Genomic DNA, 23,512 nt, shown 5'->3' with positions numbered 1-23,512 from the left:
GAGCGAGACAGTGAACAAAAATATCAAATTAATTAGAGCTAGGAAAAAAAGCAAGTTAACGCAACAAGATCTTGCAAAAAGAATGAAAGTTACAAAATCTACAATAAGTAATTGGGAAAATGGTTATAGTAATCCAAATCTTGAAAAGGCTATTAGGTTAGCCACTATTCTTGGTAGTGATGTAAAGGATTTAATTTGATGCACAAGAGTACAAGAATCTTATACTTAATAGATGGAAAGCGGGTGAGAAAATGCCATCAACTAACATGGCAGTACCAACAGAACCGTCGCATACACATATAAAAAGCACTTCAAGAGGTGACACCATGAGCCAACAAGAAGAATATGCGGCGACTTATGAATTTGGAAAAACGAAAGTCCATGTTGTGGCTCCTGAGCCAAAATCACAAAAGGATATTGATAAAATCCGTCAAGCATATTACAAGGCTGGTTGGGCCATCATCAAAGAGATACAAGTAAAAGAAAACGTTGAGGAATAGTTCCTCTCTTTTTATACGAAAAGTAGACAAGTTACATATGTACTAAGTTCATTGTAACTATTTGAAAACTAAATATGGAGGCGAACAGATATGGGAACAAGCATATACTGCAATTCAGCAATAGGGGAATTATTACAGAATGCTAGAGAATGTTGTGACAATGTTCAGCTGAAAACGAAGAAAGGACTATCTAAGTACCTTGGTATTACACATGAAAGATTAACCCGTATTGAATCTGGACTTTCTAAACCAGAATTTGAACTTGCTATGGATTGGTGCCATGCAACAGGAGCAAAGTTAAATCAACAAGCAATTAAACATATTTATGGTGTTGGGTTACCACCTACAGATCCACGTTTAACTCAAGATGTAAATCTACAATTGATGAACTACATTAAACAAGCTGAAGAGGGAATTGCGGCAGCAAAGGAAATCATGAACTTACAAGTTACAACAAGGTCATGGAAACATGATGAAAAAAAGAAACATGAATACGCAGTTCATGCAAAAGAAATCTTCGATACAATCCAAGCTACTCAGTGTGTAGTACAAGCTCTTGAGCAAGTTCATTTTGGCATTATGGAACAAATACAAAGAAGTTGGTTGCAAAAGGCTATGGCGGAAAACGTTATTATTCAATCGGTCGATAGCTTAATGAATTTAACAAAGGTGCTTTGAGGGAGGAAGGAAAATGACAGTAGATTATAAGAAACCGAGTCTAAGAGAATATAAGGAATTAATTCGCTATGATGCAAAACTAACTGGTGAAATTAAAATAGCAGAATTACTCAATGAGGATTCAAAAACAGTTGAGTTAAAGCAAGAGAAGAAATTGTTGGGGATTCGAATCAAAATTATAGAAGCATCATTTATTTTGAAGCATAAATGGGTAAATAAAAAAGCTACCGCCTAGACAACAGTAGCTCTGAAAAATATCGTAAAGCAATTATAACATTATATAAATCATTTGGACAAGCCACTGTGCTTGTCGTTATGACCAGAAAGGGATTGTTCCTCCCATACCTCTACAATCCTTTCTGGTTGTAACGATGCGTACAGCATCAAATTAATTAGAAAGGAGATGTAATTCATGAACGATAAAAATAATCGTCTTCATGATCTTGTTCTTCCTGGGGATTTTTCATTTGCGAATAAACTTCGTAACTGTATGAGTGCATGTATTCATAACATGTTTAATGCAGAATCAACCGAAGAATCGAATCACTGGGAAGAAGAGCTGGAGCGATGTATAAGGGAATTTAAAATGCTTCGTGATACAAAAGAGGAACATGAGGCATCGATGAGTTATCGTGTAGTAATTAAAGATTTAAGAGCAAGAGGAGTTAACGCCTCATTAGTAACACGTAGAAAATAAAAAGATCTATCACTTGGCAGAGTGATAGACAAACGGTCTTGCAAAAGATCTTGGGATTAATTATATCAAATTAGCAGTCGTATAACAACGGAGTGTGCTACATGCTTTTAGACAAATCGTTACATAGAGTGTTGCTGAACCCTAAAGTGTTTCAACAAGCTACATCAGAGCAACACCTAATTTACTTAGTAAAACAATATCTCAAAATAGGATACAAGAATTATCGCTTATTACGTGTAGAGGACGGATTCGCGATATGTAAACGGGAGGATGAATAATATGGCAGTTTATAGACCAGTACACGTTTCATTTTGGCAGGATTCATTTGTTTTAGATCTTACACCGGAGGAGAAGTATTTCTATTTATATTTGATGACAAACAGTAAGACGTCTCAATCAGGAATCTATGAGCTTCCACTCCGTATCATTGAAACTGATACAGGATATAATCGTGAAACTGTTATGAAGCTATTAGAACGTTTTGCTGAGTACGGAAAAATTAATTACAACCAAAAAACAAAAGAGTTGTTCTTAATCAACTGGTTAAAATTCAATCCAATTAAAAATGTAAACATTGAAAAGTGTGTTTTAAAAGAAATTCAATCTGTAAAGGACCAGGATTTTTTAGTTGATTTCTATGAAACTTGCTTGCAATTAGAACGAGAACAAGATTTTAAAATCCCTCGTATTAAGGAGTATTTATCAGTCCGTTTGGAGGGGCTTATAAGGGGCTTCCAAGACCCTAGCAAGGAAGAAGAAAAAGAAAAAGAAGAAGAAAAAGAAAAAGAACAACAACAAGAAGAACGCGCAGGCGCGGAAGAAGTTGTTGAGGTTAATCCAATTTCTTTTTACGAGCAAAACTTCGGATTCATTACACCTTTTATTGCAGATGGTATTTATGCTTGGATAGATGATTTAAATGCAGAACTAGTTATTAAGGCTATGGAGATTGCTTTAGAGAAGAATACGAGAAACATGTCTTACGTAAATACGATCTTAAGAGATTGGCATCTTAAAGGCTTTAAAGCAGTAACTGATGTTGAGGCAGCTGATAAAGCATTTCGTGCTCAGAGATTAACAAAAGCGCAGCAACAGACAAAAGCACCTGATCAACAAAAAGGTCTATCGGAATCTACTAAAAACGTAATACAGCAGCAACAAGCATGGGAGCAGAACATTCCAACAGAAGAAGAACTTGCAGTACTTAACCAACAGAATGCGTGGTTGGCAAAATGAGTAACGATATGATTCGCAATGTTGAAGCTGAACAAAGTGTTTTAGGTAGCATAATCCAAGAAGGCGATTTAATTAAAGATTGTCAGCTAAAGGTAAAACAGTTTTTTTTACCAACACACCAAGTAATTTTCAAGGCAATGAGAGAATTAGAGGATGCTGAGGTTCCGATAGATCTTGTTGCTCTCATTGGAAAATTCGATGAAAGCTTTATGCATCAAATTGGTGGAATTGAATTCTTTGTAAACCTAACAGAAGTTGTTACGACTACTAAAAATTTCTCGTATCACGAAGGCTTAGTTATCGAAGCTTGGAAAATGCGACATGCTCAGGAGGTTGCTGGTAACTTATATAACCGCCTTCAGCAAGATAGGGATATGAGTGCTATTGGTACATCAATTGATGAATTAAGCGCCATTGAAGAAACGGGTTACTCAGATGAATTTAACTTGAAAGATACGCTTGTTGATTTGTATAAGAACATGCAAATTGATGTAGGAGATTTAACCGGTATACCAACTGGTTATGACGACCTGAACAGAATGACAGCAGGGTTACAAGAAGGTGATTTAATCATTGTCGGTGCCCGTCCTTCAATGGGGAAAACAGCATTTGTATTAAATGTTGCTTTTCATGCAGCAAGTGCTCATACAGCAACAGGAATCTTTTCACTAGAGATGGGAGAAGAGCAGTTACTTAAACGTATGATTTCAAGTACTGGAAATATAGATGCTACAAAATTAAAGAATCCTAAGAAGCTATGTAATTTAAAGGATTGGGAAAAAATTAGTCAAGCGATGGGATTAATTAATGATTTGCCATTAGAAATTTACGATAAAGCAAATGTAACGATGCAAGAGATTTATGCAAAGGCTAGGAAATTAAAGCGTAAGTACCCTGATAAAAAGGTTTTAATTGCAATTGATTATTTACAGCTTATTGTGGGTGATCAAAAGCATAGAGGGAACCGCATGCAAGAAATCGGTGAGATTAGTCGTAAGTTAAAACTGATGGCAAGAGAATTAAATGTATGTGTAGTTGCATTATCACAGTTAAGTCGTGCGGTAGAAAGTAGGCAAGATAAGAGACCGTTGCTATCAGATTTACGTGAAAATGGTCAAATTGAGCAAGATGCGGATTTAATAGCATTCTTATACCGTGAAGATTACTATGATCGTGAGACGGAAAATAAAAACATAACGGAAATTATTTTAGCGAAACAGAGGAACGGTCCAGTTGGTGTTGTTGAACTAGCATTTATTAAAGAATTTAGTAAGTTTGTAAATTTAGAGAGAAAGTTCAATCATCAACAGGAGGCTTAATCATGTTGTTACGTCAGGAAGTAGAACGTAGAAAACTAATAATCATTCGTAAATTATTGGGATTAGGATTAACTGAAATTAACGGACAAACATTAGATCGATTAACGTTAACGCAGCTTGAAGGGATTCTAATAGCAAGTTTGCAGGTATTGGAGGGAAAAAACAATGCCAAAGCAATTAACAATTTTTGACGTGGAACCAGTTGTCTCATTTGATCCTAAGAAAGCTCATATTCACCGTTTGAATTCAAAATTAAGGTATGCAGATGTGGTTGTACAAATACCACGTCAGGCCAAAGCGATTGATGAATTAAAACCAACGACAGCGCCTGATGAGCGTTATGAGTTGTTTGAAGATTACACAATTGGAATTTGGCGTTACAAACGAGCGGAGGATAAACAATTTGTATGGGAAGAGGCTGAAGAGATATGTAAGCGAGCACGGGATGAGAAAAAGCCAATTTCAATACGGCTCCATCTATCACTGGAACAATCATTTGTTCCAGAAAATGTTGTGCAATATCTATAGACAAATAAAAAAGCTGAGATCACTCTCAACTTACTTCGACAAAGTAATTATAACATATGGGAGTGATCTTGGTGGGAATTAGAAAAGAAAATCTTGTTGAAATGACAGCTGAAATAGATTTGAAAATAAACGGAATATATATCGTTAAAAATGGTCAGGTTCAGCTAATAGAACCACCTCAAAGTGGATTTGGTGAACAATCATTTGTATATCAAAGTGGAAAAGTAATTCGGATGGAAGAGCGGAAAACACAGTTACTTTAATAAAATTTGAATTTTTTTCAGAAATGGTAAAGAAGAATGAAAAAAGAGAGCGCAATATGTGCACTCTCTTTTTTTACCTTATATAATTTATGTATGTAAAGTAATTATATAAGTTCAAAGTTTCAATTTCAACCCTTTTTTTCCAAATGAAGGTTAGTAGCAGAAAATCTTTCGTTAAACTTATGAAGAGTGAACGTAACTAAGTCTCCAATTTCAATTCCAGTAAATTTAACTTGATTTAAATTGAAATATATACTTCCGTTTGTATTGTTTGCAATAAAACCAAAGTGATCTTTTATATGGACAACTATTCCTTTATTATCCTCTAGGATATTTCGAGCATCCTTAGCATAATTATATGTTAATTTTTTTAGTAAATCGGATAATTCACTATTAATTTCGTGACTATGATTATTTAAGTGTGAACGTAATTTATTAAGCTGATTTCCTTTTAAAGATTTAATTGCACTAAAATGGTTTTTTAGGATAATGTGCAATAATTCTATTGCTTCATCATTATAGTGTAGGAAAGCAAGGTCTGTTAAAACCTTAGTCATTACAACATATGTTTTAGTATCAATTTTGGATAGGCTTTCTATAAGGTCAATTGCTTTTCTTAGTAATTCAATTTTTTTAGTTATATCCCTGTTTTGATAGTTCTGGGCCATTCTTCTATATAAGTCTGCAAACCTAGAGATAAATTGATTTTCAAGTTTTTGAGGGAAACTTTCACGTACTTCTTTAAGCTGTTCAAGAATTGCTTCCGCTTCGCTGTATTTTCCAAGATAGGTCAACACTCTGGATTTCTCTAATAGTATAAGTGGCTCAGTAGGAAGAATTTCTTGAGCCTTATTAATAAGTTCTTCAGCTTGATGGAAATCTTGCATTTTTATGGTATAAAACACACTAAATAAATAAAGTATTGTTGCTTCTTCAAATTTCTCCTCGCAAGATTCTAACGCAGTTCTATAATTTGTAATTGCATCAAATTGTTCATCGTTTTCAGCTGCAATAAAAGCTTTTATTTTGTAAACTTCAAAGTAATCGGGTGAGATATTAGAAGCTTTATTTATAAAGTCATATGCTTCTTGCCAATTTCTTTTTGCGCTATGTTCTAATGACTGGAGTAAGTAATATGAAGCAAGTTTTCTATTTTTATTATCAAGATTTTTAAATAATGATTGTGGTGAAAATGGATCGTTTTCATTTTTTACACGAATATCTTGTAATATAGAATTTAATCGTTGTCTCTTCGTTAATATTTTTTTTAAGAAAGTATTCGTTGGACGATGGTCAATTGATAGATAGTCTTTGGCCATTTGATTTAATTCATATTCTCCACGTAGTGTAAATAATAAACTTGTTGAAATCAAAGTATTAATGTATTTGATAAGGTCTGCTTCATCAAATTCTAAGAAATAATCTATCTCGCCGTAACTCAACCTTTGTCCCTCGATTAAAAAAAGTTGTAAAATTTCTTTTTCTTCTTTTTGTAGTTTTTCTACGACATTTGACATACAGAATTTAATAAGATGATCTTTGTTTATAATAATAGAGTTTTCATTAACACCGTTATATACACTTGAAATAAACCATTTAATAGATAAAGGGCTAGAGTATAGGTGATTAGAAACAAGATTTTTGATTTCTTGGTCACTTCTTTTATGAAGGGCTAATCCGTAATATTGAGACAATTCTCTAAAATATGTAATCGCGTCTCTTTGATTAAGACCGTCTAATTTATATCTTCGTTCTAATTCCCCTAAACCGTGTCTGGATGTAATAAGAACTTTAGAGTTTTCAGGAATATCTCTCATAAATTCAAGAATTTCTTCAGAGTTTAAAGTTTCTAAATTATCTAAAACAAGCAAAGTATTAAATTCGGACATAAAATTGATGATGTTTTTTTCAGATGGTATATTTTCTTCTTTTACTGTTAATGTTTCACCAATTTGGAAAAGTGATTTAATATCTTTTATTGCCCCTTTAATATTGGTAAACTCTCCTTGAGAAAGTGTTCTTGTTTTCAATGAAATCCATATAATAGAATCAAAAGGGTTTTCTGGATCATCGAGTAAATCGTAAAGAGATTTTACAGCGATTGCTGTTTTGCCAATGCCTCCGTTACCGACGATGGTGATAATCTGATTTTTTTTATCTTTCAGTAACTCCTTAATTTCTTTAACTTCGGATGTTCTACCAATATATCCAGTGTCATCAAATTCTGGCTCAGGTAAGTTATGGTAAACTTTCGATTCATAATCAAGAACTCGATCATACTCTTTAGCCAGTAGTTTATGAGGGTTCTGTTCTATGGTTTCTTTTGTTTTTTTTGTTTCTTGCCAATCAATCCAAGGCAATGAATCTGGTAGGGTATTTAATACTTCTACTAAAGTAGCTCTATCTCCTATTTCCAATGGGCGAGTATGCATAACTCTATTGCGTATTGGAATAACCTTTTTAAAGTAATTGTTTAACTCAGTAGATTTTTGATTGTTTATTTTAAACTGGTAAGGATCAGATATGATTACTTCGACATAATCACCTAAATCGAGCTCCATCAAGATTTTATTCGTATCAGAATTACGTATAGAATCTTTTGACCTTTTTTTTGCTTTTTGAAGCATTTGTTCTGTAAATCGTATTTCAGTTCCGCTACTTAATAAAAATTTGCGTAAGTCGTACTCTAAGGATGTGCATACTGAAAACATTAGAACCCGTGTACTTAAATTTAAGTGTTGCAAAATAAATCCACCTACTTTAATAGTTTTTAATATTCCTGATTATAACATTATTAGAATTAAATTATAATATTAGTGTGAAAAATATAAGACTCTATTCAATAATCCTTTTTTAATAAAAGGTTACTAAAATATGAGAAAATGATATAATAATCCCAATTACACATATAGTCCTACTGGAAGAACCAGCGGACACCAAACTATAAGAGCCTTAGTGATATTGCTCTATAGTTTGGTGTCCGCTTTTTTGTTTTCATTAACAAAATATATAAGGAGTGTTTTTATATATGGAGCAATTAACTTTCTTACCTAAAATTGATCGTAAAGCAACGCAGAATCGTTTAGAAGAGATTCTTGAAAATGTTCGTATTTATAGACAATTTGGGATGATTAGACATGAGATGAAGGTTACAGCATCTAGCGAGGTAAGATATCACGGTCCAACAAATATAGTAGGGAAGCCAGCTGAAGATATTGCTTTAGCAAATGTTGCTATGAGTGAAAGAGAAGTGAAACTACAACGTTTATCTTTTCAAATTGATAAGGCATTAAGTCGTTTTAGTAAAAATCAAAGGGATATTATTGTAAAACGATATTTAGAAGATGAAGAGGTCTTTGATTACATGGTTTATAACGAAATTGGTATGAGTGAGCGTACGTATAGAAGAAATAAATCTAATGCTTTTTATAAATTAGCTTTTGCTCTTAGATTAGAAGTATATGAGGCAGAAGAAACTGGAGGTAATGAATAATGAATTTTGTTCAACCAATACGTGATCCAGAGCAAATACAGCATTTAAAAGAGTATTTTAAGGGAAAGAGCTTACGTAATTACATTCTCTTTATTATGGGTATTAATACGGGCCTCAGAATCTCAGATATTTTGAAATTGAAAGTAGGGGATGTTAAAGGCAGTCATATATCTATGCGAGAAAAGAAAACAGGGAAACAGAAACGAATACAAATTACTGCAGCACTGAAAAGAGAACTTAAATGGTTTATTGAAGAAAGAGAAGATAATGAGTACTTATTGCAAAGTAGACAAGGTAGGAATTGTCCAATTGGTCGTAGCATGGCATATAAGATATTAAGCGGAGCAGCGGCAGAGTTCGGGTTAGATGAAATAGGAACACATACGTTAAGAAAAACATACGGGTATCACATGTACATGCAAACAAAAAACATAGCATTACTCATGGAGATATTCAATCACTCGTCAGAGAAGGTCACGTTACGTTATATAGGTGTTAACCAAGATGCAATGGATAAAGCAATGACTAGGTTTAAAATCTAATCATTGCTTATTCCTTTTTTAGTCTAGGGGTATCGCAGCATTTTTGGAAAAAACTACACTAAGAGTATGCAAGATTTTATACAGTTCTAGTAACAAACGAGAACCCTAAAACCGCGCTAGGATAAGGATGTATAAAAAAATGCATAGATCCATAAAACAAAAAAGAAGGTTCCTTGGTGAGTGTACGGTTTTCACCCTTTTCCTTGCTGCCGATAACGATAATTATGTAAATAAGCTGTCCACATAGGCAGCTTATTTTATTTTTCCACATAGAGTAGGTTATTTTGCAAAATGTTGGTGGTATCACTATACAGTTACTCATAAATTTCGTACTGTGTAACTCAAAAGAGAAAGTTAAATGAAGTCAATGATACCAAGCGATTCAGCGAAGGGGGCAGTTACACACAATATAAGATATGGGTAAGTCCTTATGTAAATTAATATACAAATGTGTTAATTTATAATTAGGTTTTTGAATCTTTGGGGAGGAGGGGAAATTTAATTGGGAGCAAATATAGAAATTATAAAAAATATATGCCATATTTTATTTTTTGTAGTAACAGGAATTATTGCTATTTTGACATTTATACAAGCAAAAAAGACTGTTTTACAACCGATCAAAACTGAGATTTTTAAAGAACAAATTAAAGAATTATCTAAGGTATTGGAACTTTTCAATGGGAAAAGAGAGCTAGAACTTCGTAACGATTATGATTTTGATAAGATTTTAATGTTTAACACTTTGATTATGTTTGATAGTTTTGCATATTTATTCTATGATATTGAATTGGATAGAGAAAAAAGACCATATGCAGAAAGTAAGGGAGCAATAATATCAAAGCAGAAGGCAGAAAAATATTTTCAAATTGTAGATGACCATGTGGTGAATGAGGCAGCTGCTAGTATAGATAAAGATTCTTCAAAGCCAGATTCTAAGGCAGTTCATGCAATATGGTCGAAATATGAGTTGGAAATGATAAGTATTACTGAAAAGTATGATGAGAGTATAAAGAAGATAGATGCATTTAAGAAAAATCCTTTGATTCCTAAACCTTTATTAGACTTATTAATAGAATATGAAAAGAGAGTTTTAGACAATATCGATTTGGTAGAGGAAATTGTAGATGAATGTGCTCAAGAAATGCCACACAAGTATCCAAATCGAGAAACAATGAAAAATGCAAGATTAGATTGGGTAAGGAATAGATATATTGATCGTTTTAATAATTTGGAAGAAAGTGCTGAAAAAATTTCTGATTACATAAGGGATTATTTCAAAACTGATGAGTTAATGGGAAAGAAAAAATAGTAAGTGGCAGAGTCGTGACCGCTTTTTGGCAGGAAATGTGCCGGTTGTTTTGGAATCAACGTGATATATTTGTATTGTGAGAAGTGGCGGAAAATACAACTCACTATGTTGTTTCTAAAAATCTAAACGGCTTCATAATGACAGCATATAAAATCCGAAACCAGTAGATGGTACTGATTGAATGTTACCGTTAATAAGGAGAGCTTTTGCTCTTCTTCCAGTTACTTAATATTGTTGGCAAAGATGAATGTAATAGTATTAGGTGATTGGAATAAGAATAAAAAACTTCATTTACCGTATTTATAATAGTAATAACATAAGAAATTGACGAAAGGGCAACTGATGCATGGTTGCTCTTTTTTATGTCGATATATGAAGATATATGACGGACGATTGATAAGGCATTTACTTTCTTTTTGTCGGATAATGGAGATAAAAGGAGATGGTGAATTTGGACAAATTAAATACTGTAGTTGAAGATTTATTAAAAGAAATTGATACAGATTTACAAGGTATAAAAACGTATATGAGAACGGTAGAAGGACTTTTTGAAAAACAAGAAAATAAAGTCAGAGAAACTGCAATGACACTTTTACCTGTAATGCGCAAGATACAATCCAATATGTTTAATTTTACGTCACAAGATGGGCGTTGGGTATCAAGAACAGGTCCAATTTTGAAGTATGATGATAGTGAAAATTCACTATATATTTTCTCTATAAAGGAAGAGGGACCAATCATCTTGAATATGGACACAAAAAAAGAAGCATTAATTAGCTATGATAAATTACTTAAGGAAGTTGAATTTAATACAGTTATGGAAAGTCTTCTTTCAGTAGTTTCATATACCGAGAGATTGCAAAAAAAATATCAAGGTATAATTGATAAGATTGAAACAGAGTTAGCTAAATATTGAAATGTATAATTAGTTGAAAGCATCCATTCGGGTGCTTTTTTTATTTTGGGTTGAGAGGTGGTGGTTCATGTGTTTTGGTTATTTAAGATGTTTGCACATGAGGTTAAGATTCTTGGTCATGATGTAATTCAAGTGTTCAAAGGATGGAATCACGAAAATGAAAAATTAACTATAACTTCAATACAATTCAATGATCCGATAGATAAGATGGTTGAAAAAGAAATGGAACAATTGAAAGCGATAAAGGTGGGAGAATTTAATGAAACTAACTAAACAAGAACAAACAGTTATTATCGGTCAGTTAATCAATAATGTTATCGGTGTGGAGTTAGCAAAGCAGCACATTGATCCACAGAAATTAGAGAAGGCTGTAGCATTGCACAACGAAATGAATGATGATATGACACCGAAGCAAGTACGAGAAGCGCTTATTAATGTACTGGATAAAGCGATAGATGAATTCCTGGAGCATAAGGAGTGAGTATAGATGCAGTTAACGAAACTTGAGAAGGCTGTTGCTATTGGTTCAATACTTTCAGGTATCAAAGAGGAAGAGTTTAAAGAGTATGTTGAAGTAGAGAAGATACCACAAGTAATTAAAGAAGTGGAAGCATTAGCTGATAAGACAACAAGAAAGGTAAAGAAAGAAGCTGATATAAGTTTAATTAGTAAGCTTATCGATTCATTCTTAGAAGAAAGTAAATCGGTGGAGAGCAATGAAAGAATATAAAACCAAACAACAGAAGCGTAAGTTCTATGACAGTAGTGATTGGAAGGGTAAACGAGAACAAGTAAAGATGCGTGACAACTATGAATGCCAGGAGTGTAAACGTAATGGTCGTGTACAAACAGACACCAATGAATACAGTGAGAGTGCCAAGCGTAAGAAGATTCAACTCGTTGTCCATCATATAAAAGAACTTGAACATCATCCTGAACTTGCATTAGAAATGGATAATCTCGAAACAGTCTGTGTGGATTGCCATAATAAAGAACACGGTAGGGTATTCAAAAAGAAAATCAACAAATGGGAACACGATGAAAAATGGTAAAAAAGAATCAATAATAACAGTCCCCCCCTTAAAAAATTTCAACAAAAATGCTTTAAGGGGCACCGGAGGAGGGGGTTAACTGTCAGGTTTTTTTCGATTTTACGCACGTAAGGGGGGTGGGTAGATGGCTGTTAGTATTGTGAGGTTAAAAGAACAGCTCATGAATAGCATTGATGTTACAGATTTAGTCGAAGTTGAAAAGGTAGAAAGATATATTGATCTAGTAAAAGCATTTAGAAAAATAAATAAAACTATTAACAAAGAAGGCGAGTCCGTAACGATAAAAAACGGTTCTCAAGTTTTTGTTAAAGCCCACCCTCTTATAAGTGAGAGGAATAAAATTAACAGTTCATTAATTGCTTTGGGAAGAGATATAAAACTTGTTCCTAAAGTCGGTGCTTCTAATTCGGGTTATAGTCCAAGTGATTTAGTATGATTAGGCAAAAATATGTAGATGAATACATTGAACTTTATAGAAGTGGTAAAGTAAGGTTCAACAAAGAAAGAGAACTGTTAATTGAATACCTGGAAAAATACGTTTTAAACAGAGACGACTTGTATTTTGATGATGAAATGATTGAGAAGTGTATCCGTTTTGGTGAAAAGTGGTACTTTCCATTACAATCATTTCAAAAATTCTTAATAGCATTCGTCTTTTTATTTTATAAAAAAAACGGACGTGTATTTTATCGTAAATTCTTATGGATGCTTGGCCGTGGCGGCGGTAAAAATGGTTTAATGACAGTTATCCTTCACTTTTTAATAAGTGAATTACATGATATTCCTGAATATAACATTTCCGTTGTTGCAAACAGTGAAGAACAAGCAAAAACAAGTCCAGATGAAATTCATAAATGTATTAAAAGGAATGAAGTTTTACAAAGAGCTTTTAAAACAACATTAACGCAAACCATTTCCAAATCGACTGGAAGTGTAGTGAAGTTTAGAACATCAAACGGAGACACAAAAGATGGTCTTCGTGATGGTGCTGTAATGTTTGATGAAGTACATCAATATGAAAGCAATAAAGATGTCCGCGTCCACATCAGCGGTTTGGGAAAAAAGAAAAATCCGCGTGAGTTTTACATTGGTACAGATGGATATGTAAGAGATGGATTTTTAGATAAATTAAAAGAAAAGGCAATGAAAGTTTTAAATGGTGAAGCCCGTCCGAATGCGCTGTTCCCTTTCATCTGTAAATTAAATGATGAAAAGGAAGTTGACGACATCAATAATTGGGAAATGGCGAATCCGATGTTATCTCAGCCGTTAAGTGAGTATGCTGAAGGCCTACTTGAAACAATAAAAGAAGAGTATGAGGATTTAGAGGACGATCCAAGTAATCGAGAAGAGTTCATGACAAAGCGAATGAACTTACCTGTTACAAATTTAGAAAGATCCGTTGCAAAATGGTCAGAAATTCTTGCTACAAATCGTCCTTTTCCTGATTTATATGCACAAGAATGCATAGGGGCGTTAGATTTTGCAAGTATTCGAGACTTTGCAGCATGCGGTCTATTATTTAGACAAAATGGGGAGTACATTTTTAAAACTCATTCATTTGTTCGAAAAGAATTTGTTGATATCTATTACGGATACTCTAAAAAAGCAGGTGAGTTTAAAAAACAAAAATTTGCTCCTATAAAAGAGTGGGAAGAGCAAGGTCTACTAACAGTTGTGGATGAACCAACTATTAATCCTCAACATATTGTCGATTGGTTTGTAGAAATGCGAGAACAATATGGAATTAAAAAGATTATAGCTGATAACTTCAGGATGGAAGCAATAAGGCCATTATTAGTAGCAGAAGGATTTGAAATAGAAGTAATACGAAATCCAAAAGCAATCCATAGTTTATTGGCTCCACGTATTGAAATGGCATTTGCAAATAAACAAATTGTGTTTGACGATAATCCGCTAATGCGTTGGTATACACAAAATGTATTGGTTGTTATCAAAGGTGATGGGAATAAAATATATGAAAAGAAAGAGCCTGTTCGTAGAAAAACAGATGGGTTCCAATGTTTTGTTCATGCTCTATATCGGGCGGATGAGATACAAGAAGCAACTGACTTTGTGATTGGTAATATTAAATTCTAATAAAGGGGGTGATGACCATTGGATGGTTAGGTTCAGTATTTAAAAGAAATAAAGAACTAGAATTCATGTTGGATTTGGATGTAATAACTGATACAGCAAACAGGCTTCATATGAAACGATTGGCGATTGATACATGCGTATCATTTTTAGGAAGGACAATTAGTCAATCTGAATTTAGAGTAAGAAATGGTAAAGCATTTAAGAAGGATGAGCTTTATTATCGATTAAATGTAAGACCAAACAAGAATATGACCGCAAGTACCTTTTGGGAAAGGTTTGTTCGCAAACTTATTTATGATAATGAGTGTTTAGTCATACAAGCAGATGATGGTGATTTACTTATTGCAGATGGATTTCAACATAATGAGTATGCTGTGTTTGAAGATACTTTTACTGATGTAAGGGTAAAAGATTATACGTTTAAGAGAAGTTTTAAGCAAAGCGAAGTTATTCATTTGAAGTATCGTAATGATAAATTATCTCCACTTATTGATGGATTGTTTGCAGATTACGGTGATTTATTTGGTAGGATACTAAACTCACAGAAACGTAAAAATCAAGTTCGTGGCACTGTTGATATGGATATGATTGGTGCTAAAACTGAGGAACAAATAGCAAAGCTACAAGAGTTTATAGACAATATGTATAAGTCAATTGGTTCAAAAGATATAGCTATTGTTCCACAGCAAAAAGGTATTAATTACAACGAGATATACAATGGAGTTGCAAATGGGCCAAGTGTGGAAGAAATCAATAAAGTAACAAATGGTTTCTTGAATCAAGTAGCCATGGCAATTGGTATTCCTATAGCTCTGATATATGGAGAAATGGCTGATGTAGAAAAGCAAACGAAAAATTATATGCTTTTCACAGTACGACCATTATTAAAAAAACTTTCTGATGAAGCGAACGTTAAATTTTTTGAAATGAGTGAATATCTTTTAGGACGAAAAATTGAGGTTAAGGCTGTTTCCTATCAAAGTATATTTGATCTTGCGACAAGTATTGATAAACTTATTTCTTCAAGTGCATTTACAGGAAATGAAATTCGTACAGAAGTAGATTATGAGGAGTCGGATGATCCGAATCTAAATATCCATCATATTACGAAGAACTATACAAAATTAAATGAATCTGAAGGAGGTGAGAAATAATGGAACATGTGAATATGAATAAGCTTTTAAATTTAAAACGAGATATTCGTTTTGAAGCTAAAGGTGAAAATGAATACAAATTAACTGTTTATGGGTCAATTGGTGGATGGTTTAGTGAAAATAACGCTGAAGCAGTAAGAAGAAAAATTCAAGATGTTAAAGCAGAAAAAATTCACGTTCATATTAATTCAGGTGGAGGTTCCGCATTTGACGGTGTAGCAATTTGTAATCAGTTAAAGCAGCATAGTGCGGAAATTATAGTTCATATTGATGGTTGGGCAGCTAGTGCCGCGTCTGTAATTGCAATGGCAGGTGATAAGATCATTATGCCTAGTAATACTATGATGATGATTCATCAAGCAAGTACCTTTGAATATGGAAATGCAGATTTATTTGAAAAAACAGCACGAGATTTACGAAAGATCGATTCAGCTTTAGCAGCATCTTATAAAAAACGTTTTGTTGGGACAGACGAAGAATTAAAACAACTTTTAAAAGATGAAACTTGGCTAACAGCAGAAGAAGCGGTTGCTCTTGGTTTAGCTGATGAAATTGCTGATGAAATTGAAATTGATGATACGCAAGAAGATGAAGAAGTGGAAGTTGTAGAAAATTTTAAAGAAGATTTAGTAGCTAAGTATATGAAACAACCAAATAATCAAAATCCAAAAGAGCCTATTCAAGAGCCTGTTAATACCAAACAGAATCTGAGTACGCTCTTTTTAACTTTAGGAGGAAAATAAAATATGGTTATTAAGTTTAATAATTTCGAAGAGAAGAAACTGGCTTTTGCGAAAGCAACACAGGAAGGTACAGCAGAAGAACAATCAGCAGCGTTAAATTCCATGATTGAAGCACTTGCTACAGATGTTCGTTCAGATATTTTAAATCAAGTGAATGAATCAATGGTAGATCGTTCTATTATGCAATCTCGCGGTGCTAATGTACTAACAAGTGAAGAAATGAAATTCTTTAATGCAGTTGTGGAAGATGGTGGGTTTAAATCTACTGAGACTTTACCTAAAACAACACAAGAGAGAATTTTTGATGATTTAGTTCAAGGTCATCCGTTGCTAGAGCATATCGGCTTAGAGAATTTAGGAGCCGTGACAGAATTTATTTATGGAGATCCAGAGGGTGCAGCTGTATGGGGACCGTTATTTGGTGATATTAAAGGGCAATTAAATGCTACATTCCGAAAAGAATCAATTACTCAACTGAAATTAACAGCATTTATTCCATTAGCAAATGATATGTTGAAGCTTGGTCCAGTATGGGTGGAACGATATGTTCGTACTATGATTATGGAAGCAATGTCAGTAGGTTTAGAGCGTGGTTTTGTAGCTGGTACGGGTAAAAATGAACCTATTGGATTATTAAAAGACCCTAGCGGAAGTGTCACGAATGGAGTATATCCAGATAAAAAAGTTGCTGGGACTTTAACGTTTGAACCAGGTCGCAAAACAATTAATGAATTAAAAGGCGTGGTCAAATTATTGGCTAAAAAATTAAATCCTGATGGTAAAACAGATGCAGATCGGCCAAAAAATATTGCTGGTAAAGTAGTTATGGTAACAAATCCATTCGATACTTTTGATATTCAAGCAAATGCTACAATTCAAAATGCGGCAGGTGTATATGTAACGAGCTTACCTTTTAACCCAATCCCAACAGAATCTGTATTTGTACCTCAAGGACAAGTGGTGTTCTTTGTTAAAGGGGAATACATTGCAGCGATGGGTGGAACAGAGCCAATCAAAAAATATGAAGAAACACTAGCTTTAGAAGATGCGACAGTTTATATTGCTAAACAATATGCTACAGGTAAACCAAAGGATAAATACACTTCACAAGTTTATACATTGAAACTTGAAGAAGTAACGCCACCGACACAAGGATGATATGAATGGAAACAGTAATTTCAAATGAAATATTACAGCAATTCAAAGATAGGATGCACTTAGGTGATGATGAAGATGATAACCTAAGACGCATCCTTTTTGCATCCAATAAAGCCTTAATAAAAGATTGTGGAGCATATGACATAAACAAAGATGAGACGTTCAAAGAATTAGTTTTTGAGCGTTCTCGTTATGCTTATAATGATGCGCTTGAGTATTTTACTAAGAATTTTTTAACCGAAATTAATAGTTTTGGTATTGCAAAAGCATTAGAAGAAATTAAATTGGACGGTGATTAATATGCGTCCTTTTCAGTACAAGAAACCACTGAATACAGGTGATTGTAGAAATCGAATTATCATTGAACAACCTGAAGTAATAAAAGATGAACTAAATCAAGAAGTTGAAACAGGTAATTGGCAAGAAGTAAAAAAAGCGTGGGCGATGATAAAAACGGTAAAAGGTTCGGAGTACATTGAAGCTTCGGCTTCACAGTCTACACGAATTTATAGGTTTGTAATTCCTTATACAACAGGTATTACAGAATTAATGCGAATTAATATGAAAGGTCGTATCTTTGATATTATCGAACCGCCAATGAATGATGATGAAATGTATCAAACATTGACTATTATCGCAAAGGAGCATGTTTAATATGAACGATTTTGCGAGCGAACTTACTAGAGAATTACAAAGATATGCGAATGTTGTGGAAGAAAAGTTAGAAAGTGAAATCGATGAAGTGGGAGACATTGCTGTTGGTAAATTAAAGCAAGATAGTCCTAAAAAAACTGGTGCTTATCGTAAAGGCTGGCGTAAGAAAAAAGAAGGTAATAGCGTTGTTCTTCATAATACTCAAGGACAATTAACGCATCTTTTGGAAAATGGTCATGCAAAGGCTGGTGGTGGACGAGTTCCGGCTCAAGTGCATATTCGTCCAGTTGAAGAGTATGTAATTAATGAATTACCAAGACGGATTGAAAGGGCGCTTGAATAATGACATTAGGTGAATTAACAAAAATCCTTGAAGCTACAGGCTATCCTGTGGCTTATTCGCATTTCATAGCAACGCCAGGTAAGCCAGTTCCAGCGCCACCTTACATTTGTGTTCTTGTGGATGGATCAGCAAATTTAATGGCTGATAACAAGGTTTATCACAAGATAGACGATGCAAATATTGAGCTTTACACAATTAAAAAAGATTTAGTTGCAGAAGCAAAACTTGAAAAAGTCCTAGACAATCATGAGATTCCTTATGACTCGTATGGGACTTTTATTGAATCTGAAAAAATGTATCAAAAAATATATGAAATGAGGTTGATGTAAATGCCAGAAAACAAAGTATCTTATGGTTTAAAAAATGTTCATTATGTACCATACAACGTAACTGATGGGGTCGTTACATTTAAAACGCCAATTCCAATGCCTGGTGCAGTTGAACTAACAAATGAGCCACGCGGTGATTTAATTGAATTTTACGCAGACGATATGCTTTATTATTCAGCAGATAATAACCAAGGTTACGAAGGGACTTTGAATATCGCTACTATTCCAGAACAATTTGCTATCGATGCATTGGGTGAGCAGTTAGATGAAACGGATGGTGTATTAAATGAGTTAGCTGATGCAAAAGGTCAACCATTCGCACTATTATTTGAATTTGATGGTGATGTAAAAGCAACTCGACATGTTATGTATAACTGTTCAGCAAGTCGCCCTAACATTTCATCTAAATCAAAAACGAATTCCGCTGAACCAAATACAAATGAATTAAAATTCGTTGCTAGCCCACTGATTTTAGCGCCTGGCGGAAGACCAATGGTTAAAACGAAGACAACCGCTAAAACAACTCAAGCAATTTATGATAACTGGTACAAAGAAGTGTATGTTAAAAAAACAGCAGCACCAAAAGGAGCGTAATAGTAAATGGAAAAGACAATTACAATAGACGGAAAACAAGTCAGATTAAAAAGTACAGCGGCAACAGTTAAACGTTATAAAGCGCAGTTTAGACGTGATTTATTTGCAGATATGCTCAAATTAGGAGTTATTGCTCCTTCAAATCCTCAAGCTGGCGCTACTATTGATTTAGCGAATGCAGATTTAAGTAAAGTAGATTTTGAGGTTGTTTATGATCTAGTTTGGTTATATGCAAAAACAGCAAATCCAGAAATTGCTGATCCAATTACATGGTTAGATGGTTTTGATGAGTTCCCTATCTCTGAGATTCTTCCAGAAATTATGGACATGATTCAAAGTACGATGGGCGCAAAAAAAAAATAAAGAAAAGCAATGGAGAGCAAGGGACGTTCAGTGATGAAGAATTAACCACTGATACGTTCCTTGCTCTTTGTTATAAAGCGAAACTAACCAGTTGGGATTTAGAAGATATGACAATTGGTGATTGTTTTGATTACATTGCTGAATTCGCTGAAATGGAGAATCCAGACAAAGAAAAAATTAGAAAAGCAAATCAAAAAGACTTCGATTCATTCTAAAAAAGGGGTGAGAAAATGGCGGGAAGAATTAAAGGTATTACGATTGAAATTGGTGGCGAAACCACAGGTCTTCAAAATGCTTTAAAAGACGTAAATAAACGTAGTAATGATTTAACCAAAGAGTTGAAAGATGTTGAACGGTTGTTAAAGTTCGATCCTGGCAATGTGGAAGCATTAGCACAAAAGCAACAGCTACTTACACAACAAATTGAAAATACAACACAAAAACTAGATAAATTAAAAGCAGCTGAACAACAAGTGCAAGCTCAATTTCAAAACGGTAAAATTTCTGAAGAACAATATCGTGCTTTTAGGCGTGAGATTGAATTTACAGAAGGGTCTCTTAATGGTCTGAAAAATAAGCTTGGAAATATGAAGGCTGAACAAGATAATGTAGCGAGTTCCACAAGGCAATTAGAAACATTGTTTAGCGCAACTGGGAAAAGTGTTGATGATTTTGCAGGAGCATTAGGAAATCGTCTTGTGAATGCAATTAAAAGCGGCACAGCAACAAGTAGACAATTAGACCAAGCGATTGGTCTTATTGGTCGTGAGGCGTTAGGAGCGGAAGGTGATATTGAAAAATTACAGCGAGCGCTACGATCTGTAGATTCTGGTAATTCTATTCAACAAGTACGAAATGAATTAAGGGACTTACAGCAAGAAGCTGGTAGAACAGAGAAGAAATTTGAGGGGTTAAAAATAGGATTAGAAAATGTCATAGGTGGTATCGCCGCAGGTGGTGGAATTTCAACCGCAATTGAAAAAGCAATGGATATGTCAAAATTACAAACAAAGATTGATATTGCTTTTGATGTTCCGGAGTCATCGAAAAAATCAGTTGAGGAAGCTGTAAGGGGTATTTCCGCTTATGGATTAGACGCCGAGGAATCTCTTGCAGGCGTGCGTAGACAGTGGGCTTTAAATAAAGATGTCAGTGATGAAGCGAATGCAGCGATAGTAAAAGGTGCAGCGGCAATTGCTCAATCTTATGAAGGGATAGATTTTACTGAATTAATCCAAGAAACGAATGAAATTGGGAATGAATTAGGGATTTCGCAAGATGGCGCCCTTAGTATGGCTGATGCTTTGCTTAGAATAGGATTTCCACCAGAACAATTAGATATTATCGCTGAATATGGTGGGCAACTGACACGTGCAGGATATAATGCTGAAGAAGTACAAGCGATTATGGAAGCTGGGGTTGAAACTGGAACATGGAATATTGATAATCTCTTAGATGGACTAAAAGAAGGTCGTATCAAAGCGGCTGAATTTGGTCAAGGCGTTGATAAAGCTATGACAGAAGCTCTTGAGGGTACAAAAATTTCAGCAGAACAAGTTGAAAAGTGGGGGAAAGCTGTAGCTAACGGTGGTAAAGAAGGTTCCGTAGCTATGACTGAAATTGCACAGGCTTTATCAGAGGTCGATGACGAAACAAAACGTAATGAACTAGGTGTTAAATTTTTTGGTACGATGTATGAAGATCAAGGACAAAATATCATTAACACTTTACTAGGTGCAAAAGATAAAACAATTGATTTTGGGAAGCAACAAGATAAATTGAATGATTCTATTAAGAAAATGGATGCAAATCCAGCAGTTAAGTTTCAAAAAGCGATGCAAGATTTACAAATGGCTCTCAAACCTGTTCTCGGAGTTATAGCTGATGTTGTTGCTAAAATTGCGGATTGGATTTCTAATAATCCAAAGTTAGCGGCTACATTAGCAGCTATAGCAGTAGCTATAGGTGTAATTTCAGGAGCGTTTATGGCGTTAGCACCAATAGTTGTCGTCATATCGAGTATAGGGGCTGCAATGATGGGATGGGTAGCATTAATCGCAATTGTTGTAGCCGCAGTTGTTGCTTTAGCTATAGCTATTTATCAAAATTGGGATTCTATAACGAAATGGACCGTGGATACATGGAATGCAATTGGAGAGTTCTTAGTAGGAATATGGGATAGCATAGTACGATGGGCAAGTGAAACATGGAATAGTATTAGTGAAACTACGTCGGAAGTTTGGAACTCAATTAAGGAGTTTTTAATAGGCTTATGGAATGGAATAGTTGAGTTTGTTGTAACTTGGGGAACCACCATTTTAGAAGCATACATTGGTATTTGGACTTCTATTTTTAATTTCTGTATGGAAATTTGGAATGGAATTGTGGAATACCTTACTTCTGTTTTACAAGGAATAGCAACTTTATTCACCGAAGTATGGACTTCTATTTCAACCTTCTTCCAAGAGACATGGAATGGTTTAGTTGCCTTTTTAACTCCTATTTTACAAGGGATTGCTGATTTCTTCTCTATGATTTGGAATGGTATTTCTACAGTGATTCAAACTGTATGGAATTTCATTACTCAATACTTACAAGCGATTTGGACGGCTATTTTATACTTTGCTACACCAGTATTTGAAGGTATAAAGAATTTTATTTCTGAATGCTGGAATACCATTAGTTCTACTACAAGTTTTGTATGGGAAACGATTAAGAATTTCTTAGTTTCTTGTTGGAATGGGCTTGTAGCATTTGTTGTGCCGATTTTTGAACAAATTAAGTCTTGGATCATTGCTGTGTGGAATACAATCAGTACAATAACAGTGAATGTATGGAATGCAATAAAGAATTTCTTGCAATCATGCTGGAATGGAATAGTTGCATTTGTGGTACCAATTTTTAATTCGATAAAAGGATGGATTATAAATACATGGAACACGATTAGTTCTACTACAAGTGCGGTATGGAATGCTGTAACAAACTACTTATCTAGTTTATGGAATTCAATCGTTTCTATAGCGAGGTCTATTTTTAATAACATTAAAGAGGCTATTTCAACAGTTTGGAATATGATTAGTAGTACAAGCGTCAGTGTATGGAATGGTATTAAATCTACTCTTGCGAGTATTTGGGATGGGATTAGATATACAGCAGCATCAATATGGAGTGGATTGACAGATGCAATTATGACACCTGTAAACTGGGTAACAAGGGCTGTTATTGGCGCGTTCCAAGGTATGCAATCAGCTATACTGGCTGTGTGGAGTGGAATTAAAAGTGGTATAAAAGCGGCTATTAACGGACTTATTTATATGATAAATAAATTCATTTATGCATTTAATACACCAGCACAATTATTGAATAGAATCCCTGGTGTGAGCGCTCCTACGATTCCATATGTACCGATGCTTGCTAAGGGCGGAAAGCCTGTAGGTGATGGTTCATTTATTACTGGAGAAGCCGGACCAGAATTATTTACTAAGAAAGGTAATTCCATTACGGTTACACCTTTATCATCAAAAGAAAAATCACTTGGTAT

Annotated in this window: 31 protein-coding genes; 30 read left to right on the top strand and 1 reads right to left on the bottom strand. The window is 34.3% G+C overall.

All coding sequences use genetic code 11. From position 1 onward, the window contains the following. The first annotated feature begins 10 nt into the window (after positions 1 to 10). The 10 genes from MR079_RS21705 to MR079_RS21660 all read left to right on the top strand — a co-directional run bounded on the left by MR079_RS21705 (position 11) and on the right by MR079_RS21660 (position 5,221). Positions 11 to 199: a helix-turn-helix transcriptional regulator gene (locus tag MR079_RS21705; RefSeq protein WP_033693366.1), complete on the top strand. Its 189-nt coding sequence runs from the start codon at positions 11 to 13 to the stop codon at positions 197 to 199. 52 nt (positions 200 to 251) lie between these two features. Beyond that, complete coding sequence (locus MR079_RS21700; protein ID WP_098093460.1) at positions 252 to 500, top strand: hypothetical protein; 249 nt, start codon at positions 252 to 254, stop codon at positions 498 to 500. A gap of 90 nt (positions 501 to 590) precedes the next feature. Beyond that, the gene (locus MR079_RS21695) at positions 591 to 1,178 is read left to right on the top strand and encodes a hypothetical protein (protein ID WP_000537277.1); all 588 of its coding nucleotides are present in this window, start codon (positions 591 to 593) and stop codon (positions 1,176 to 1,178) included. Positions 1,179 to 1,191: 13 nt separating this feature from the next. Further along, positions 1,192 to 1,413: a hypothetical protein gene (locus tag MR079_RS21690; RefSeq protein WP_000215317.1), complete on the top strand. Its 222-nt coding sequence runs from the start codon at positions 1,192 to 1,194 to the stop codon at positions 1,411 to 1,413. Between the two features lie 177 nt (positions 1,414 to 1,590). After that, positions 1,591 to 1,875, top strand: a complete 285-nt coding sequence (locus MR079_RS21685; protein WP_078419083.1) for a hypothetical protein — start codon at positions 1,591 to 1,593, stop codon at positions 1,873 to 1,875. A gap of 279 nt (positions 1,876 to 2,154) precedes the next feature. Continuing rightward, positions 2,155 to 3,111 (top strand): DnaD domain-containing protein, encoded by a 957-nt coding sequence (locus tag MR079_RS21680; protein WP_242294606.1) that lies wholly within the window; start codon positions 2,155 to 2,157, stop codon positions 3,109 to 3,111. Then, positions 3,108 to 4,430, top strand: a complete 1,323-nt coding sequence (gene dnaB / locus MR079_RS21675; RefSeq protein WP_242294605.1) for a replicative DNA helicase — start codon at positions 3,108 to 3,110, stop codon at positions 4,428 to 4,430. Before MR079_RS21680 ends, dnaB begins: the two co-directional genes overlap by 4 nt. Before the next feature lie 2 nt (positions 4,431 to 4,432). After that, positions 4,433 to 4,621: a hypothetical protein gene (locus tag MR079_RS21670; RefSeq protein ID WP_098616100.1), complete on the top strand. Its 189-nt coding sequence runs from the start codon at positions 4,433 to 4,435 to the stop codon at positions 4,619 to 4,621. After that, positions 4,596 to 4,958 (top strand): cell division protein SepF, encoded by a 363-nt coding sequence (locus MR079_RS21665; RefSeq protein WP_242294604.1) that lies wholly within the window; start codon positions 4,596 to 4,598, stop codon positions 4,956 to 4,958. Before MR079_RS21670 ends, MR079_RS21665 begins: the two co-directional genes overlap by 26 nt. 71 nt (positions 4,959 to 5,029) lie before the next feature. Then, a complete protein-coding gene (locus tag MR079_RS21660; protein ID WP_000512852.1) occupies positions 5,030 to 5,221 on the top strand; it encodes a DUF3954 domain-containing protein in 192 nt (63 codons plus the stop codon). A 128-nt stretch (positions 5,222 to 5,349) separates the two neighbouring features. On the opposite strand, the gene MR079_RS21655 is transcribed toward MR079_RS21660, so the two are convergent. Beyond that, complete coding sequence (locus MR079_RS21655; RefSeq protein ID WP_242294603.1) at positions 5,350 to 7,965, bottom strand: NB-ARC domain-containing protein; 2,616 nt, start codon at positions 7,963 to 7,965, stop codon at positions 5,350 to 5,352. 284 nt (positions 7,966 to 8,249) lie between these two features. Between MR079_RS21655 and MR079_RS21650 the strand changes: the two genes are divergently transcribed. The 20 genes from MR079_RS21650 to MR079_RS21555 all read left to right on the top strand — a co-directional run. Beyond that, positions 8,250 to 8,714, top strand: a complete 465-nt coding sequence (locus MR079_RS21650; RefSeq protein WP_242294602.1) for an ArpU family phage packaging/lysis transcriptional regulator — start codon at positions 8,250 to 8,252, stop codon at positions 8,712 to 8,714. Continuing rightward, complete coding sequence (locus MR079_RS21645) at positions 8,714 to 9,256, top strand: site-specific integrase (RefSeq protein ID WP_242294601.1); 543 nt, start codon at positions 8,714 to 8,716, stop codon at positions 9,254 to 9,256. Before MR079_RS21650 ends, MR079_RS21645 begins: the two co-directional genes overlap by 1 nt. A gap of 502 nt (positions 9,257 to 9,758) precedes the next feature. After that, on the top strand, positions 9,759 to 10,565 hold the full coding sequence (locus MR079_RS21640; protein ID WP_242294600.1) for a hypothetical protein: 807 nt from the start codon (positions 9,759 to 9,761) through the stop codon (positions 10,563 to 10,565). A 451-nt stretch (positions 10,566 to 11,016) separates the two neighbouring features. After that, positions 11,017 to 11,481 (top strand): hypothetical protein, encoded by a 465-nt coding sequence (locus MR079_RS21635; protein WP_242294599.1) that lies wholly within the window; start codon positions 11,017 to 11,019, stop codon positions 11,479 to 11,481. A 69-nt stretch (positions 11,482 to 11,550) separates the two neighbouring features. Beyond that, the gene (locus tag MR079_RS21630) at positions 11,551 to 11,754 is read left to right on the top strand and encodes a hypothetical protein (RefSeq protein WP_242294598.1); all 204 of its coding nucleotides are present in this window, start codon (positions 11,551 to 11,553) and stop codon (positions 11,752 to 11,754) included. Next, a complete protein-coding gene (locus MR079_RS21625) occupies positions 11,741 to 11,962 on the top strand; it encodes a hypothetical protein (protein ID WP_242294597.1) in 222 nt (73 codons plus the stop codon). Before MR079_RS21630 ends, MR079_RS21625 begins: the two co-directional genes overlap by 14 nt. Before the next feature lie 6 nt (positions 11,963 to 11,968). After that, positions 11,969 to 12,211 (top strand): hypothetical protein, encoded by a 243-nt coding sequence (locus MR079_RS21620; RefSeq protein WP_242294596.1) that lies wholly within the window; start codon positions 11,969 to 11,971, stop codon positions 12,209 to 12,211. After that, positions 12,198 to 12,533: an HNH endonuclease gene (locus tag MR079_RS21615; protein WP_242294595.1), complete on the top strand. Its 336-nt coding sequence runs from the start codon at positions 12,198 to 12,200 to the stop codon at positions 12,531 to 12,533. The genes MR079_RS21620 and MR079_RS21615 overlap by 14 nt, the downstream gene beginning before the upstream one ends. Before the next feature lie 124 nt (positions 12,534 to 12,657). Continuing rightward, entirely contained in the window at positions 12,658 to 12,969 is a 312-nt protein-coding gene (locus MR079_RS21610) for a P27 family phage terminase small subunit (protein ID WP_063537144.1), read from the top strand. After that, on the top strand, positions 12,966 to 14,633 hold the full coding sequence (locus MR079_RS21605; protein WP_242294594.1) for a terminase TerL endonuclease subunit: 1,668 nt from the start codon (positions 12,966 to 12,968) through the stop codon (positions 14,631 to 14,633). The genes MR079_RS21610 and MR079_RS21605 overlap by 4 nt, the downstream gene beginning before the upstream one ends. 8 nt (positions 14,634 to 14,641) lie before the next feature. After that, the gene (locus MR079_RS21600; protein WP_033687868.1) at positions 14,642 to 15,787 is read left to right on the top strand and encodes a phage portal protein; all 1,146 of its coding nucleotides are present in this window, start codon (positions 14,642 to 14,644) and stop codon (positions 15,785 to 15,787) included. Beyond that, a complete protein-coding gene (locus MR079_RS21595; protein ID WP_086421921.1) occupies positions 15,787 to 16,530 on the top strand; it encodes a head maturation protease, ClpP-related in 744 nt (247 codons plus the stop codon). The genes MR079_RS21600 and MR079_RS21595 overlap by 1 nt, the downstream gene beginning before the upstream one ends. 3 nt (positions 16,531 to 16,533) lie before the next feature. Next, positions 16,534 to 17,688, top strand: a complete 1,155-nt coding sequence (locus MR079_RS21590; protein WP_000234871.1) for a phage major capsid protein — start codon at positions 16,534 to 16,536, stop codon at positions 17,686 to 17,688. 5 nt (positions 17,689 to 17,693) lie between these two features. Next, on the top strand, positions 17,694 to 17,987 hold the full coding sequence (locus MR079_RS21585) for a hypothetical protein (RefSeq protein WP_242294593.1): 294 nt from the start codon (positions 17,694 to 17,696) through the stop codon (positions 17,985 to 17,987). A 1-nt stretch (position 17,988) separates the two neighbouring features. Next, the gene (locus MR079_RS21580) at positions 17,989 to 18,342 is read left to right on the top strand and encodes a phage head closure protein (protein ID WP_242294592.1); all 354 of its coding nucleotides are present in this window, start codon (positions 17,989 to 17,991) and stop codon (positions 18,340 to 18,342) included. A 1-nt stretch (position 18,343) separates the two neighbouring features. Then, a complete protein-coding gene (locus tag MR079_RS21575; protein WP_242294591.1) occupies positions 18,344 to 18,685 on the top strand; it encodes an HK97 gp10 family phage protein in 342 nt (113 codons plus the stop codon). Continuing rightward, on the top strand, positions 18,685 to 19,014 hold the full coding sequence (locus MR079_RS21570) for a hypothetical protein (RefSeq protein WP_242294590.1): 330 nt from the start codon (positions 18,685 to 18,687) through the stop codon (positions 19,012 to 19,014). Before MR079_RS21575 ends, MR079_RS21570 begins: the two co-directional genes overlap by 1 nt. Continuing rightward, positions 19,015 to 19,608, top strand: coding sequence for a major tail protein (locus MR079_RS21565; RefSeq protein ID WP_242294589.1), 594 nt, complete (start codon positions 19,015 to 19,017; stop codon positions 19,606 to 19,608). It abuts the gene before it with no gap. A 6-nt stretch (positions 19,609 to 19,614) separates the two neighbouring features. After that, positions 19,615 to 19,971, top strand: a complete 357-nt coding sequence (locus MR079_RS21560) for a hypothetical protein (RefSeq protein ID WP_000415934.1) — start codon at positions 19,615 to 19,617, stop codon at positions 19,969 to 19,971. Between the two features lie 230 nt (positions 19,972 to 20,201). Beyond that, on the top strand, positions 20,202 to 23,512 hold a 3,311-nt coding region (locus MR079_RS21555), incomplete at its 3' end, for a phage tail protein (protein ID WP_242294588.1).

Origin of the sequence: Bacillus cereus group sp. BfR-BA-01381, assembly GCF_022663555.1 — a bacterium.
GTDB lineage: Bacteria > Bacillota > Bacilli > Bacillales > Bacillaceae_G > Bacillus_A > Bacillus_A pacificus.
Note: the sequence above shows the minus strand (reverse complement) of the source record. Positions and strands in the feature narration are given on the sequence as shown.

What these genes read in the sequence shown, in the direction of transcription:
- MR079_RS21700 (WP_098093460.1), top strand. Translation starts at nt 252, where the DNA reads ATGCCATCAACTAACATGGCAGTACCAACAGAACCGTCGCATACACAT.
- MR079_RS21595 (WP_086421921.1), top strand. Translation starts at nt 15,787, where the DNA reads ATGGAACATGTGAATATGAATAAGCTTTTAAATTTAAAACGAGATATT.
- MR079_RS21575 (WP_242294591.1), top strand. Translation starts at nt 18,344, where the DNA reads ATGAACGATTTTGCGAGCGAACTTACTAGAGAATTACAAAGATATGCG.
- MR079_RS21620 (WP_242294596.1), top strand. Translation starts at nt 11,969, where the DNA reads ATGCAGTTAACGAAACTTGAGAAGGCTGTTGCTATTGGTTCAATACTT.
- MR079_RS21690 (WP_000215317.1), top strand. Translation starts at nt 1,192, where the DNA reads ATGACAGTAGATTATAAGAAACCGAGTCTAAGAGAATATAAGGAATTA.
- MR079_RS21585 (WP_242294593.1), top strand. Translation starts at nt 17,694, where the DNA reads ATGGAAACAGTAATTTCAAATGAAATATTACAGCAATTCAAAGATAGG.
- MR079_RS21645 (WP_242294601.1), top strand. Translation starts at nt 8,714, where the DNA reads ATGAATTTTGTTCAACCAATACGTGATCCAGAGCAAATACAGCATTTA.
- MR079_RS21565 (WP_242294589.1), top strand. Translation starts at nt 19,015, where the DNA reads ATGCCAGAAAACAAAGTATCTTATGGTTTAAAAAATGTTCATTATGTA.
- MR079_RS21560 (WP_000415934.1), top strand. Translation starts at nt 19,615, where the DNA reads ATGGAAAAGACAATTACAATAGACGGAAAACAAGTCAGATTAAAAAGT.
- MR079_RS21615 (WP_242294595.1), top strand. Translation starts at nt 12,198, where the DNA reads ATGAAAGAATATAAAACCAAACAACAGAAGCGTAAGTTCTATGACAGT.
- MR079_RS21570 (WP_242294590.1), top strand. Translation starts at nt 18,685, where the DNA reads ATGACATTAGGTGAATTAACAAAAATCCTTGAAGCTACAGGCTATCCT.
- MR079_RS21625 (WP_242294597.1), top strand. Translation starts at nt 11,741, where the DNA reads ATGAAACTAACTAAACAAGAACAAACAGTTATTATCGGTCAGTTAATC.
- MR079_RS21680 (WP_242294606.1), top strand. Translation starts at nt 2,155, where the DNA reads ATGGCAGTTTATAGACCAGTACACGTTTCATTTTGGCAGGATTCATTT.
- dnaB (WP_242294605.1), top strand. Translation starts at nt 3,108, where the DNA reads ATGAGTAACGATATGATTCGCAATGTTGAAGCTGAACAAAGTGTTTTA.
- MR079_RS21590 (WP_000234871.1), top strand. Translation starts at nt 16,534, where the DNA reads ATGGTTATTAAGTTTAATAATTTCGAAGAGAAGAAACTGGCTTTTGCG.
- MR079_RS21610 (WP_063537144.1), top strand. Translation starts at nt 12,658, where the DNA reads ATGGCTGTTAGTATTGTGAGGTTAAAAGAACAGCTCATGAATAGCATT.
- MR079_RS21685 (WP_078419083.1), top strand. Translation starts at nt 1,591, where the DNA reads ATGAACGATAAAAATAATCGTCTTCATGATCTTGTTCTTCCTGGGGAT.
- MR079_RS21695 (WP_000537277.1), top strand. Translation starts at nt 591, where the DNA reads ATGGGAACAAGCATATACTGCAATTCAGCAATAGGGGAATTATTACAG.
- MR079_RS21665 (WP_242294604.1), top strand. Translation starts at nt 4,596, where the DNA reads ATGCCAAAGCAATTAACAATTTTTGACGTGGAACCAGTTGTCTCATTT.
- MR079_RS21650 (WP_242294602.1), top strand. Translation starts at nt 8,250, where the DNA reads ATGGAGCAATTAACTTTCTTACCTAAAATTGATCGTAAAGCAACGCAG.
- MR079_RS21605 (WP_242294594.1), top strand. Translation starts at nt 12,966, where the DNA reads ATGATTAGGCAAAAATATGTAGATGAATACATTGAACTTTATAGAAGT.
- MR079_RS21580 (WP_242294592.1), top strand. Translation starts at nt 17,989, where the DNA reads ATGCGTCCTTTTCAGTACAAGAAACCACTGAATACAGGTGATTGTAGA.
- MR079_RS21670 (WP_098616100.1), top strand. Translation starts at nt 4,433, where the DNA reads ATGTTGTTACGTCAGGAAGTAGAACGTAGAAAACTAATAATCATTCGT.